11 protein-coding genes are annotated in these 13,784 nt (G+C 67.6%); 8 read left to right on the forward strand and 3 right to left on the reverse strand.

All coding sequences use genetic code 11. The features are described 5' to 3' along the window. Positions 1-9: 9 nt before the first annotated feature. Complete coding sequence (locus U9980_RS10475; RefSeq protein ID WP_322767744.1) at positions 10-684, reverse strand: response regulator transcription factor; 675 nt, start codon at positions 682-684, stop codon at positions 10-12. A gap of 197 nt (positions 685-881) precedes the next feature. Here U9980_RS10475 and U9980_RS10480 point away from each other — a divergent pair, with 197 nt between their 5' ends. From U9980_RS10480 to U9980_RS10515, 8 genes are all read left to right on the forward strand, one after another. After that, a complete protein-coding gene (locus U9980_RS10480; protein ID WP_322767745.1) occupies positions 882-2,177 on the forward strand; it encodes a dynamin family protein in 1,296 nt (431 codons plus the stop codon). Further along, positions 2,107-2,670, forward strand: a complete 564-nt coding sequence (locus U9980_RS10485; protein WP_322767746.1) for a hypothetical protein — start codon at positions 2,107-2,109, stop codon at positions 2,668-2,670. The genes U9980_RS10480 and U9980_RS10485 overlap by 71 nt, the downstream gene beginning before the upstream one ends. After that, complete coding sequence (locus U9980_RS10490; RefSeq protein WP_322767747.1) at positions 2,667-4,235, forward strand: dynamin family protein; 1,569 nt, start codon at positions 2,667-2,669, stop codon at positions 4,233-4,235. The genes U9980_RS10485 and U9980_RS10490 overlap by 4 nt, the downstream gene beginning before the upstream one ends. 196 nt (positions 4,236-4,431) lie before the next feature. After that, entirely contained in the window at positions 4,432-6,891 is a 2,460-nt protein-coding gene (locus U9980_RS10495) for an ATP-binding cassette domain-containing protein (RefSeq protein ID WP_416210218.1), read from the forward strand. Beyond that, positions 6,888-7,754, forward strand: a complete 867-nt coding sequence (locus U9980_RS10500; protein WP_322767749.1) for a UbiA family prenyltransferase — start codon at positions 6,888-6,890, stop codon at positions 7,752-7,754. The genes U9980_RS10495 and U9980_RS10500 overlap by 4 nt, the downstream gene beginning before the upstream one ends. Positions 7,755-8,100: 346 nt before the next feature. Beyond that, positions 8,101-9,237 (forward strand): type III polyketide synthase, encoded by a 1,137-nt coding sequence (locus tag U9980_RS10505; protein WP_322767750.1) that lies wholly within the window; start codon positions 8,101-8,103, stop codon positions 9,235-9,237. Positions 9,238-9,651: 414 nt separating this feature from the next. After that, the gene (locus U9980_RS10510; protein WP_322767751.1) at positions 9,652-10,164 is read left to right on the forward strand and encodes a helix-turn-helix transcriptional regulator; all 513 of its coding nucleotides are present in this window, start codon (positions 9,652-9,654) and stop codon (positions 10,162-10,164) included. Then, positions 10,161-10,811: a nucleotidyl transferase AbiEii/AbiGii toxin family protein gene (locus U9980_RS10515; RefSeq protein WP_322767752.1), complete on the forward strand. Its 651-nt coding sequence runs from the start codon at positions 10,161-10,163 to the stop codon at positions 10,809-10,811. Before U9980_RS10510 ends, U9980_RS10515 begins: the two co-directional genes overlap by 4 nt. 622 nt (positions 10,812-11,433) lie before the next feature. On the opposite strand, the gene U9980_RS10520 is transcribed toward U9980_RS10515, so the two are convergent. Together U9980_RS10520 and U9980_RS10525 are read right to left on the reverse strand one after the other, a co-directional pair. Then, positions 11,434-12,006, reverse strand: a complete 573-nt coding sequence (locus U9980_RS10520) for a hypothetical protein (protein WP_322767753.1) — start codon at positions 12,004-12,006, stop codon at positions 11,434-11,436. Further along, positions 12,007-13,784: hypothetical protein (locus U9980_RS10525; protein WP_322767754.1), on the reverse strand; the 1,778-nt coding region annotated here is incomplete at its 5' end.

Consider the following 13,784-nt stretch of genomic DNA (forward strand, 5'->3'; position numbering starts at 1 on the left):
AGTGTCCGGTCAGAGCAGACCCTGTCGTAGCGCGTAGGCGACCGCGTGGGACCGGTTACGCAGGCCGTACCGGCGGGTGACGTCCTGGAGGACGTTCTTGACGGTGCGTTCGGAGTAGCAGAGCTGCCGACCGATCTCGCGGGTGTCGCACCCCTCGCTGACCAACCGGAGCACGTCCCGCTCCCGTTCGGAGATGCCCGACAGGGTGAGACCACGTGGCGTGAGCACCTGGCACTGGACGTGGCGCACCTGGCTGAGCAGCCCGCCGAGGAGGTCGGGCGGCAGGAAACCCTCGCCGCTGGCCGCCCCGCGAATCGCGGCCAGCACCTGATCCGGGGTGGCGCCGGCGCGCCGGATCAGCGCCGTGATACCCGCTTCCACCACGGCCGTCACATCGGCGAAATCCAGATCGGTCACGATGAGGACCACCGGCGTTCCGGCCTGATACAGACCGCGGATGAGGTCGAACGTCCGCTTGTCCACGGTGTCGACGCTGACCAGCGCGACATCGACCAGCGCGACATCGACCGTCGTGTCCCCGCCGCAGGACGCCGGCAGGCCGGCGGCGGGGCCCGGGCCCGCGTCAATGAGATCGACATCCGGACAGCCCGCAAGCTGCGCAGCAAGACCAGCCCGGGTGATCGGGTCGCTGGCATGGAGCAGGACGTGTATCGGTCGGCTCATGGCTATCCCCCTGATGCTTCGCGTGACCGGCAGGACCAGGTATCTCACATCGCTCTCAAGAAAAACTCATTGCGCGAAGGCGCACTCACGTTGTACTCAATCGGCACTCAATCGGCACTCAAGACTGACTCAAGATGCAGGTCAGGCGTGGCTCGCACGTACCGGACGGAGATCTATGAGATGACAGTGAGGTGCCTGTGAGTGCCGTCGCAGCCGACCCCCCGGAGGCGTCGCTGCTGGACACGTCCCTGCTGGATGCGGTCATTCGCGAGGCCGGCCGGCACCGGCGCGCCGACCTACAGGCACGGCTGGCCCGGGAACGCACGCGGCTGACCGCGACGTCATGCCAGGTGGTGGTGGTCGGTGAGTTCAAGAAGGGAAAGAGCTCGCTGGTCAATGCGCTGCTGAACCTGCAGGTCTGCGCAGTCGACCCGATCGGGGCGACCATGGTGCCCACAATGATCCAGCACGCGCCCGCCCGCACGGAAACCGTGATCGACCAGTCGGCCGGTTGCGGCGTGGAGATCGGCGTCCCGAATGAACTTCTGGCGTCCGGACTGATAATCGTCGACACGCCCGGGGTGAACGGCGGCCTCACCGACGCTCGCGCTGCCGCGACTCTGCGAGCCGTCTCCGATGCCGACGCGGTCGTGTTCGTCTCGGACGCCAGCCAGGAGTACACCGAGCCGGAGCTGGCTTTCCTGCGCGGGGCGGCACAGCACTGTCCGGTCGTCGTCTGCGCCCTGACCAAGATTGACTTCTACCCCGAATGGCGACGCATCCTCGACCTCGACCGCGGGCATCTGCACCGGGTCGGGATCGCGGCACCGGTATTTCCGCTGTCCGCGCCGCTGCGCGACCACGGCCTGCACGCCGATGTGCCCGAGGTCGACGCAGAATCGGGCTATCCGGCGTTCGCCGGCCACATCCGCTCCGAGCTCGTCGAGCAGTGTCGGGCGCGGGCGCGGCGTGACGCGGATGAGGCAGCGCGCGACGCCCTCGCCCAGATCATGGCTGAGTTGGTGGTAGAACGGGCCGCGCGTGCCGATCCGGCCGTCAGAAATACCCTGCGGCTCCGGCTGGAGGCGGCGCAGGCACGCGCCCACACGATGACCACGGCGGCGGCGAGGTGGCAGCGGATTCTCCGGGACGGCAACACCCAGCTGGAACGACGGGTGGACGACGACCTCAATCAGCGGCTGCAGGCCGTCACCGGCGAGTTCAGGAAACGCGTGGCGATCAGTGATGACCTGGTGCAGGGCTGGGACGAACTGCGCGCCTGGCTGTGCGAACAGGCCAACCGCGAGCTCATGGCGCACCGCACGATGCTGAGAGCAGAAGCTGCCGCGCTGGCCGAGCAGGTTGCCAGGCGTCTTCCAGACCGACGAAGCAGCCACCAGCGCCCTACCCGAGATCCCCGCGATGACGTCGCTGGCCTCGCTGGCCTCGCTGGCCTCGCTGGCCTCGCCGACGTCGGGACGGCCGGCGGCTGAGGGCACAGACCCGCAATTCCGCACCGACGGGCGCGGGGCGCGCTGGACTCATGCCCTGCGCAGCGGCGCGATCGGCATGATGCCCATCCACCTGCTCGCAGCATTCGGGACTCTCGCCGGGCTCTCACTCGCCCCGATCGTGGCACCGGTCGGCGGGGCGGTCATGTTCGTGGTCGCGAAACGTACGCTGCGTACGTCCCGGGAGAATCAGCTTTCAACCCATCGGGCGCAGGCGAAAGGCGCGGGGGAAGACTACCTCCAGAAAGCCTGGCAGCTGGCGCACACGGACTCCCGGCGCGCCCAGCAGGACATCTATTTTCAGCTGGGAAACGTCTTCACCGAACGCGCGGCCGAGCTCAGAACATCGGCCGGACGCAACCTCGAATCGGCCGCCCTTGAGATCAAGGCGACCGACGTCCGAAGCCAGCGGCGACTCGCCGAGCTCAACGCGGAGATCAACCGCCTGGAGCTCCTGGCAGGGCAGCGCCGGTGACCCTGCGCTCGGATGTCCAGGCGCTGTTGACCGATGCCGCCGAGGCGTACCGGGGCAGCCCGGCCGAAGCCGTCCTGCGCCGAGAGCTGCGGTCCCTGGGCGGTCCGTTACGGGTCGCCATCGCCGGCCGGGTCAAGGCGGGGAAGTCCACCCTGCTCAACGCTCTGGTCGGCGAACAGATCGCGGCTACCGACGCCGGCGAGTGCACCCGGGTGGTGACCTGGTACCACCATGGTCCCCGGCACACGGCCCGGGCGGACCTGTGGCCTGAACGCCGGCCGGGCAACAGCGGTGCCGCCACCACGGTGGAGGTCGGGCTGCACCGAGGGCCGGGCGGCGCCCGGATCGACCTGGGGCCGTACGCCGCCGAGGACGTCGAACGACTGCGGGTGGCGCTGCCGAGCGCGCAACTGCGCCACCTCACGCTCATCGACACCCCGGGTATCGCATCACTGTCAACCGAGGTGTCACGCCGAAGTCACGCATTTCTCGTACCGTCCGGCGAGGCAGCCGAGGACGCCGGGTACCACGGTGGGGCGGACGCCGTGATCTACCTGATGCGGCATCTGCACGCCGCGGACGTGAGCTTCCTGGAGTCCTTCCGCCAGACCGGGCTGCGCGACACCGCCCCGGCGCACGCGATCGGTGTGCTGTCCCGGGCGGATGAGATAGCGCCTGGCAACACCGCATCAATCGACCTCGCGCACCAGGTCACCGCGGGCATGGGCCGCGACCCCCGGGTCCGGGCGCTGGTACAGACGGTCGTGCCGGTGGCGGGTCTGCTCGCCCAGTGCGGCACCTGGCTCGGTGACCACGAGTTCGCGGCCCTGGCGTCCGTCGCCGGCCAGCCGACGGTGGACGGTGTCCCCCTGCTGCTGTCGGTGGACCGCTTCCGCGCGGCGAACCCGCGGATCGAGACGGCGCTCGATGATCGGTCCATGCTGCTGGGCCGGCTCGGGCTCGCCGGGGTCCAGATCGCCGTTGCGCTGATCCGGCCGGGGCTGGTCACCGACGCGACCGGGCTGGTCACCGAGCTTGCGCACCGCAGCGGTCTGCCCGAACTGCGGGCACTACTGGAGCGTCAGTTCACCGACCGGGCCGACGTCCTCAAGGCCCAGACCGCGCTGCGCCGCCTGGACGCCGTGCTCGACGCCCACCCGATCCCGTCGGCAGACACATTACGGACCCGCCGGGAACGCCTTGAAGCGGGCGCCCACGCGCTGGCCGAACTGAAACTGTTCGGTGATCTGCGTCTGGGCGAGGTCGACGTGGACGACGACCAGCGGGAGGCGATCGAGCTGCTGCTGGGCGCTGCGGGCGGCGAGGTGACCGCCCGGCTCGGTCTGCCACCGGATACCCCCGCCGACGACATCCGAGCCGCGTTGCTCACTACTCTCGACCGCTACCGCCGGCTCAGCGAGAACCGGCTCGCCTCCCGCCCGCTGCGCCGCGCCGCAGCGACGCTGCGCCGCACCTGCGAAGGCCTGCTCACCGGGGATGACATCGCACGACCGACCGACCGACCAGCCGACCGACCGGCCGATCGGCCGCGGACTTCACCGTAACCGACAGGCGGACTGCCGCACTGTGCCATGCTGACCATCGCGTGCCATGCACGGACACCGTGCGAATCTCGTCGATCGGCCGTATTCCGGTCATACGGGTAGAATCATAATAGCCATATCAGGTAGTGGGCATCTGGCCAGGACGGTGCGGACACGCCCGCACGGAGTCGCGGCGCACGGTCGAAGGGGGAACAGCGTGTCAACGCCGCTGAGAATCGTCAGCAGTATAGGGGAAGTGATCATAACAGGTGATCGCCCTTTTGTGGTGGGTCGGGGGAAGGGATCCGACCTGGTGCTGTTAGACCGCCAGGTTTCGCGCCGCCACGTGGAAATTACGTGCACCAATTCTGAATGGACCGCGAAGGACGTCAGCTCGTACGGAACCTGGGTGGACGGAGAACGGGTCCAGCAGGTCGCCGTGCGGGGCGAGGTACGGCTCCGGCTCGGCGCGCTCGACGGCCCTGAGCTCATGATGCTGCCGGTCGTGGCGGACATCCCGAAACAGCCGGAGCTCGATCCGCGCTCGGAGATGTCCACGGTCTGGCGCGGCAGCCCCGAGTACGAACGCGACCGGCAGGCGGTCGCCGCCGCCGCCACTGCCACGGCCACCACCGCGGCCAACGGTATAACGAGGCTGGAACGCGAACACGGCCGGCGCAACACCTACCCGCTCCGGCGGGGGACGATGTCGATGGGGCGGTCCCGGGACAACGACATCGTCGTGGCCGACCTGCTCGCCTCCCGACGCCATGCCGAGATTTTCGTCGGCCAGAGCGGCGTACATGTCGTCGATCTCGACTCGGCAAACGGGACATTCCTCAACGGCAGGAAGATCAGCCGGGAGGCCGTCGCCCAACGCGACATCATCGCCGTCGGCCATCATCTTTTCCAGCTCGAAGGCGACACGCTGGTCGAATATCTCGACTCCGGGGACGTCACCTTCGAGGCTGACGGCCTCAACGTCTTCGTCAAGGACATGCAGATCATGCATGACGTGAGCTTCCGACTACCTGGGCGGGCGTTGCTGGCCGTCATCGGCCCCAGCGGCTCGGGCAAGTCGACCCTGCTGAACGCGCTGACTGGTTTCCGACCGGCCGACGACGGCACCGTCCGCTATGCCGGCCGGGACATGTACGCCGAATACAGCGAACTACGCCGGCGAATCGGGCATGTCCCGCAGGATGACCTTCTCCACACCACGCTGACGGTCCGCAAGGCGCTGGAATACGGCGCGCGGCTACGCTTCCCTCCGGACACCACAAAGGACGAGCGCCGGGAACGCGTCGACGAGGTTCTCCGCGAACTGGGGCTCGACCAGCGCGCGGATGTCGCTGTGCAGAACCTGTCCGGTGGGCAACGCAAACGCACCAGCGTGGCGCTGGAACTGCTGACCAGACCGACGCTCCTGTTCCTGGACGAGCCCACCTCCGGCCTCGACCCCGGCATGGACCAGAACGTGATGGGCGCACTGCGGACGCTGGCCGACGGTGGTCGGACCATCGTGGTGGTGACCCACAGTGTTGCACAGCTCGATATCTGTGACTATATTCTTGTGCTTGCCAAGGGCGGGCGTACCGCTTATTTCGGCCCGCCGAAAAGCGCCCTCACCTTCCTCGGGAAGAACTCGTGGCCGGACGTCTTCCAGATGTTGGAATCCGCCTCACCTATCGAGCTGGCGGATCGGTTCCGGAACTCCGAGTACTTCGTCCCGGCGTCCGTCACGGCACCGCCCGCGCGCCCGATACCGACGGCGCTGCCGAGCGCACGGCAACAGTCCCTTTTCTCACAGATAGCGACGCTGAGCCGCCGCCAGCTGAGCGTCATCACCTCGGACCGCTCCTACCTCTGGCTGATCGTGGCATTTCCGTTCCTGCTGGGCATACTCCCCCGGGTCGGACCGGCGCCGCACCGCCTGGACCCGCTGCCCAACGGCATACCGAACGTCGATGCGCAGATGCTGCTCCTCGTGGTCGTGCTCTGCGCGTGCTTCATGGGAATGGCGAACTCGATCCGGGAGATCGTCAAGGAGAAGGCGATCTACCGGCGAGAGCGGGCCATCGGCCTCTCGATCACTGCATACCTCGGGTCGAAGGTCGTCGTCCTCGTCATCATCACCACGCTGCAGAGCATCGTCTTCACGATGATCGGAATGACCAACCGCACACCGCGCCAGGCGGTCGCACTCAGCGTGCCCATGCTGGAGGTCATCCTGGCGGTGACCATGATCTCGATATCGTCGGCAATGCTCGGCCTGGCGATTTCCGCCTGGGTCGACAATGCGGACAAGACCATGCCGCTGCTGGTGATGACCACCATGTCGCAGGTCGTTTTCAGCGGCGGGCTCGTCCCGCTGGAAGGCAAACTGGGTCTGCAACAGCTCAGCTATCTCATGCCGGCCCGCTGGGGCTACGCTGCGATCGCATCCTCGGCCGACCTCAATGACGTGGTGAAACTCGGCGACGCCCCCTTCTCCCGGGGCCCGGTCGATCCGCTGTGGGTGCATGCCGGTCACGTCTACATCACCGACATCGTGGCGGGTGTCGGCGTCGGGTGTCTGGCGGTGGGTGCCTGCGCCCTGTTACTACGGCGTCTCGATCCCAAGGTGTCCACTCGGCGGGGCCCGCTGTCGATGAGAAAAAAGACCTCGTCATCATGAGTGACGCGATGAGTCAAGCCGTCGTCCGCGACCTCGTGGGCGACCTCGCACGCACCAGCCATCCCGAGCCGTCCGCGGCGGTCACGCTGATCGCCACCGCGCTCGCGGCCTCCAGCGGACGGTCGGTGGCCGGTGTCGTCGCGGTAGCCCTCGCCGTGGGGACCGGCCAGCTCTCGGTCGGGTGGAGTAACGACTACTTCGACCGGGTCCGGGACGCATCGGGCGGGCGGGACGACAAACCGGTGGCGCTCGGCGCCCTGCCTGCCCGGACGGTGGGCGTCGCCGCGATGGTCACCCTGGGGGCGTGCGTACCCCTGTCCCTGCTGTCCGGGTGGCGGGCGGCCACCGCGCACCTGATCGCGGTCGCGCTGGCCTGGCTGTACAACATGGGGCTGAAGGGCACGGCGGCGTCGCTGCTCCCGTTCGCCGTCGCCTATGCGCTGCTGCCCGCCTTCATCGTCCTGGGCCTACCCGGCCATCCCCTGCCTGCCTGGTGGCTGCTACTGGCCGGCGCCCTGCTGGGCTGCGGGGGGCACTTCGCCAACGTTCTGCCCGACCTCGACGACGACCTGCGTGCCGGCGTGCGCGGTGTGCCGCACCGGGTCGGGGCGCGCTGGTCGTTGTGGCTGGCCGTGACACTGCTCGCGGCCGCGTCCGTGGTGATCGCTTTCGGCCCGGGATCGGTCGGTCCGACGGCGATCGCGGGGCTCGCCGTGACCGGTGTCGCCGTCGTCGCGGTCCTGGTGGGCGAATCCAACCGGGGGAATCCACCACCGGTCGGACGTGGGGCTTTTCGCGTCATCCTCGCGGTCGCACTCGCCGATGTGGGGCTGCTGGTGGCGGCCGGACCCAACCTGGTCTGAACAGACGGGCTCTCCACACGATAGCCCGAAACCACCAAGCGGTCCCGACCCGATCACCCCGCGGCACGTCCGACGCGGGGTGAATGTCAAGCCCCGGTCCGCATAATACCGGTGCCGGACGGTGACTTGTATCAGACACGCCAAAATCGCTGTGAGACGAGCTTCTTCCGACAACCGATGCTCATTATAAAGCGGATACGCAGAGCCTCTACTTTGTTCTCGGTGTATGGAGGGGTACCGCCGGATGTCCAGCCAAACACGAACAAGCACAGGTGCCATAGTCAGGCCGGAGTCGTCGGCGCAACTACCGCGAACGGCCCGGCCACCGCAGCAACGGCAGCACCCCATGCCAAAGGCCACGGCCACGGCCACGGCCACGGCCACGGCCGCCAACCGGATGCACACGGCGGTGCTCACCGGGCAGGGCACGGCATTCCCGCCGCCGATGGGCCAGCAGGCGCTGTGGGACGATGTGTTCGCTCGCCGTTACAATGGAAACCAGACCGCCCGGAGGATTTTTCTCGGTTGCGGCGTGAGCACCCGGCACGGTGTGATCGATCCCCGGGTGGAGGATGTAAGCGAATGGACCACTGGTACCCGCATGCGCCGGTACGTCACCGCGGCGCATCCACTCGGCCGGGAGGCGGTGCTCGGCGCGCTCACCGACGCTGGCCTGCATCCCGCCGACGTCGGGCTGTTCGTCGTGGTCTCCTGCACCGGCTATGCAACCCCGGGCCTGGACATCGCGCTGGCCGCCGAGCTGGGGATGCCGCCCACCACCCAGCGGCTCTTCATCGGCCACATGGGTTGCTACGCGGCGCTGCCGGCGCTGTCGACCGCCACCGATTACGTGCGGGTGCAGGGACGACCCGCCGTGGTTCTGTGCGTGGAGCTGCCGTCGCTGCACGTACAGCCGTTCGGTCCCCGGGCTGAGCGCGATGTCGAGCAGATCGTCGCGCACGCGCTGTTCGGGGACGCGGCCTGCGCCGTGGTCCTGGAACCGGATGTGGCGCTGGAACCGGATGTCCACGGCGGGGTCCACGGCGGGCTGGAGGTCGTCGACACCGAGGCCGTCACCGACCCGGCATCGGCATCACTGATGACGTGGACAGTCACCGACCACGGCTTTCGGATGAGCCTGTCGGCAAAGGTGCCCGACGTACTGGCACTGCATGTCGAAAAGGCGACCAGGGCGCTCCTGGGCCGGCACGGACTTGACGTCGACGACATCGCCGGGTGGGCGATACACCCTGGTGGGCCTCGCATCGTGAATGTGGTCGCGGAGAAACTCGGGTTACGGGCCGACCAGACCGCCGCGAGCCAGGAGATCCTCGACACCCGCGGCAACTGTTCGTCGGCGACGGTTCCGCTGGTTCTCCAGCAGATTCGACAGAACCGGCAGCTGCGCCCCGGCGACCCCGTGGTGGCGATGGCCTTCGGCCCGGGCCTGACCCTGTGGAACGTGCTGCTGAAAGCACGGTGAACGCCTACCCTCAACACCTACCATTACATGATCGGCGTTAGTTTGTTGCTGTGTACGCCCAGCGGGCCGAAAAGCGTACCTACCAACAAACGCACGCCGATCATCACGCGGACGGTCGAAAATCCTGCCGCCTTGGGCCGTGACCGCCGCGATGACCGACACGATCGGGCAGCCGGGCCTGGTTGCAACGGCCTTGATCGAGGTCACTTCAGTCACACCTGGCCCGCATCCCGTCCCTGGGGAGATCACCTGCGGGCCCGTTGCGCCGTTACCCTCCGCCACGCCGCACCTGCGAAGGCCTGCTCACCGCGACAGACCGCTTGGACCAACCCGGTTGAGCGGCGGCTAACATCGTATCCGATGAGATACGGTGTTAGCGGAATGGAACCGTAGCGAGGGAACGGAGGAGGCGCTGTGCCTGAGAACAGCACCGGCCGGCTGATCGAGCGTGCCCGGCGTGAGGCCGGGCTCTCCGGAGCCGAGCTGGCCCGCCGGGCACGCACCTCCCGGCCAACCCTGGCCGCATACGAGCACGGCGCGAAGTCCCCGACCCTCGTGACCGCGGAACGCATCATCGAAGCCGCCGGTTTCGTCCTCGATGTCACCCCCCGACCGACCTTCCACCAGGCCGCTGGCCCACACGGGCGACCTTTCGTCGTGCCGGAGCAGCTGCCACGGCTACCGCTTCGACACGCCGTCGCCCAGGTCAGGCTGCCTTTCCACCTCTCCTGGTCAGCTCCGGAACGCTGCTACGACCTCGCCATGCGCCAGGACCGTCTACGGGTCTACGAGATCGTCCTGCGGGAGGGCACGCCCGACGACGTGGTCACCTACATAGACGGTGCCCTTCTCATCGACGCCTGGCCCGACCTCGTCCTGCCCGCGCCGATACGGGAGGCGTGGGAAAACCTGATCACTAGACGATGATCACGCCATTCCAGCGACGCGTCGCCCTGGCATTCTTCAGCTTGCCCGAAAGCGACGGGTTCGCCGTGGCCGGCGGAGCCGCACTCATCGCTCGTGAGATCGTCGCCCGACCGACGCGCGACATCGACATCTTCGCCGCCAGCACAAACGAATCAGCCGTGCCCGCTGCAGCGGGCGCTTTCGAGAAGCATGCGCTGCAACAGCGGTGGTGCGTCACCCACATTCACAGGTCAGCGACCTTCGCACGCATGGTCGTCGAAGGGGAAGGCGAGTCGCTGATCGTGGACATCGCGATCGACAGCCCGCCCGAGGAACCACCGACGTGGACCGAGCTCGGCCCCACGCTGCAGGCACACGATCTCGCGGCCCGCAAGGCTCTTGCCCTGTTCGGCCGTGCGGAAGCCCGCGACTTCACCGACGTCCACGCTCTCGCGTGTAGATACGGAAAGGAACAGCTCCTCAGCTGGGCTGCCGCAGCGGACGCGGGTTTCGACCGCCCCGTCTTTGCCGACATGCTCGACACCCTGCGTCGGTTCGCTGATCAGGATCTTCCCATCCCAGCCACGGAGATCAGCAACCTGCGGTCCTTCTTCGCGTCCTGGGCGGCCGAGCTGCGCGACACGGACCAAGTCCAGAGCGGCGCTTGATAACCGCTAGGTCGCCGTGGCCCGCTGCACCGCGCCGCCGCCACCCTCCGCTGCACCTGCGAAGATCTGCTCACCGCGACAGGCCGTGACGACTGATCGCTGATCAGATAACCATGGGTGATTCGCCGGAGCGTGGCGCAGCTCCGCCGAACGGCGACCATGCGTCTGCCATTACAAGATCGGCGTTAGTTTGTTGCTGGGTACGCCCAGCGGGCCGAAAAGCGTACCTACCAACAAACTCGCGCCGATCATGGCGTTCAGATCGGTCGGTGCCCGTTCGGGCAGGCAGCTGAACCGGCGGATCGACCCACCGGCCAGGGTTGGGTAACGCTCGGCGGTTACTTCCGTGACAGAGGAAGCGGCTACATCTTCTCCGGCTCGATCACTCCAGCCACGATGCCCAACCTTGCCTGTGCTGTCCGGTACGCGGCGGCACGCCGCCAGGCGACCGAAGGCGAAACAATCATCAGCAGGCCGACGCCGACCGCGGGCGGGCCGGACGCCTGCCACCCCTCCGACCGCTTCCCGGCGACGATCCCGGTCCAGGGCCGGACGGGTAACGGGCGAGTACCATCTGAAGATCACAGTTGATGATCTTTGACAGTTTCAGCAGTCCGCCTGTTTACCATTCCAGTTCGTTTCTTGCCCGCTCCAGTAACCGCGCGAACTCCTCGTCGTCGCCGGGGTCGATCCCGGCAAGGAGCGCATCGAGATCTTTCGGGTCGTCATCAATCGATGTGAGCAGGTCCAGCGCCCGACGACGGACAGCCCCGTCGGCCGAGCGCAGATCCGCCGCATATGCCGAGCGACCGGATGCGATGACCGTTCTACACGCCTCCCGGAGGTCCACGGGGCCACCCGGCCCTGCGACGGTGGTCGGTAGCCCGGGATCGGAGACCCCGCAAGCTATCTCGATCAAGAGGTCGTAAGCTGCGACGAGACCGGATGGCCGCTGGGCGGAGAGCAGGATGTCGAGGATGTAGGGCGCGGCAAAATAGGCACTCTCGTACAGCGTCCCCTGCAGCACGATGTAGTTGTCCAGCTTCCAGTACGCCTCATGGACGCTGGCCGTATCCTCAGCTTCGCGCAGTGCTCTGAGCGCGGCTGGAACGTGCTCGGCGGTCCCGTGCGCGGTGCGCAGCGAGGACCAGTCGACCTCGTCCAGCCGGGCAAGCCTCTTGCGAACCACGGGCATCTATCTCCCCTCGAAGATGACGCCCTCGGGAAACTGGGCAGGCCTGTACGTGCCCTGACACCGTTCGCACACCGGCACCTGCTCCCCCGTCCTGGGCCGAATCGCCTCGGAGAACCTCACCTTCGAGGCATCGCCTCCCAGGCGCTCCACAACCATGTCCTCAGCGCACCTGCCAGCGGTGTTGTACCCGGAGACCACCTCGCCGGTCTGCACGTTGACACCACCCGTGACCGTGGCGATCTGTTCGCGCTGTGCCTTCGGCATCGTCCTGTACGCCTCCACCGCCGAGTTCCGCGCGTTCCGCGCCTGAGTGAACGCCTCCGCGTCGGATATGACCGTCCGAGCGGCTCCCCCTTTGATGACCTGGGATCCCTGCATCCAGCGACCGCTGAGCGATGCCCCCCGCAGTGCCCCGAGCGACCGGATCGCCGAGGCGTGCGCGACCGGCAGAGCGACATTCATCAGGTACTGGACGACGAAGATTCCCTGCCGCAGGACCTCGTCCCCCAGCAGCGTCCACTGCTGCTGGCGGACCAGCTGCTTGACCTGCCACAGGACCGGCAGCGTGCTGCGGTTGCGGACCTCGGGCCACAGAAAGCCGCCGGGCCCCGGTACCGCCTCGCGGAACTGCCTGTCGGCCTCCTCCTCGCTCATCTGGTTGTCACCGATCGTGCTGATATCCAGCTCGACGTCCGCCAGATCACTGAACCGGATGATGTTCGAGAGGTCCTCCGGGTGAGCTACCCGGTATTTGGGCTGCCAGGAGTACCTGTTGACCATAGCGTCGACATACAGGGCTCTCGACGCGGGCGTGGTAGCCCTTTCCAGCAGGTAGATGATCCGGACGGGATCGCCAATGCCGTCCGCCCTCCGGATGTTGTCACGGATCGGAGGGATAGCGCCCGAATGACCACGCAGGAATCGCAGCTGGTCGAACTCCTGCATCCCGTTGAATTCGGCGAAAAACTGCACCCAGGCTCCACCGTCGATGAGGTCCGTCAGGCGCTGTTCACGACTTGTGGATCCCTGCGTTCCACGTCTGCGTTCGATGACCGTCAGCGCACCCGGCGCACCGGGAACGGCCGCCGCCTCGTCGCGGCGGTCGATCAGAGCGTCAAGAGCATCGCGGTTCAGTGCCGCGGCCAGACGGGACTGCTGGGCCGCGGTCGCCGCCGCGAGAATGTGGAACGCCCCGTTCGGCGGGCTGGTGAAGTTACCGCTGCGGATCGCCCAGTGCAGGTTCTCGCTGAGCTCCCGGAACACGGGGTCGGCTGTCGCGGTCGAGGCGTTGGTGATCGCGAGGTGGATGCGGGAACGGTCGGAACGACCACCCTGTTCTTCGAGATTGGCGGCCAGCTTCGCCCGCTCGGCCGGCCTCAGTGCCCGCAGCACCCGGACCATGTCGTCCATCGACAGGCCGTTCAACACGCGGTACGCCCCGGGGGGATCCTCCGTTTCCCAGTTCCCGTCGCGCGTGCCGTCGCGTACCCACCCGACCCGGTCCCCGATCCACGACCGCTGAACCGTGGGCACCCTGTGGACGGTCGGACCGAGCGGTGCTGCCACAAGCGGCTCCAGGGCTGATGCCGCAGCACCGTTGATCCCATCTCGGAGAAGGGCAGTCGTCGCGCGATTGCCTGCCGTGCCCTGCAGCATGCGGAGCCCGGAACCCCCAGCACCGCCGCCGTCGGGGCGGCGGGTGACGACCGGACGCGCCGGCTCATGGCGTTCCGACGGGCTCTGCGACCGTGCCGACGTCTCCGGCATCCGACCCTCCT

Origin of the sequence: Protofrankia sp. Cr1 (assembly GCF_963555865.1) — a bacterium.
In the GTDB taxonomy this organism is placed as follows: Bacteria; Actinomycetota; Actinomycetes; order Frankiales; family Frankiaceae; genus Protofrankia.

Excerpts from the sequence above, each read along its gene's own strand:
- U9980_RS10485 (WP_322767746.1), top strand. The coding sequence starts at position 2,107 with ATGACGTCGCTGGCCTCGCTGGCCTCGCTGGCCTCGCTGGCCTCGCCG.
- U9980_RS10520 (WP_322767753.1), bottom strand. The coding sequence starts at position 12,006 with ATGCCCGTGGTTCGCAAGAGGCTTGCCCGGCTGGACGAGGTCGACTGG.
- U9980_RS10515 (WP_322767752.1), top strand. The coding sequence starts at position 10,161 with ATGATCACGCCATTCCAGCGACGCGTCGCCCTGGCATTCTTCAGCTTG.
- U9980_RS10505 (WP_322767750.1), top strand. The coding sequence starts at position 8,101 with ATGCCAAAGGCCACGGCCACGGCCACGGCCACGGCCACGGCCGCCAAC.
- U9980_RS10475 (WP_322767744.1), bottom strand. The coding sequence starts at position 684 with ATGAGCCGACCGATACACGTCCTGCTCCATGCCAGCGACCCGATCACC.
- U9980_RS10500 (WP_322767749.1), top strand. The coding sequence starts at position 6,888 with ATGAGTGACGCGATGAGTCAAGCCGTCGTCCGCGACCTCGTGGGCGAC.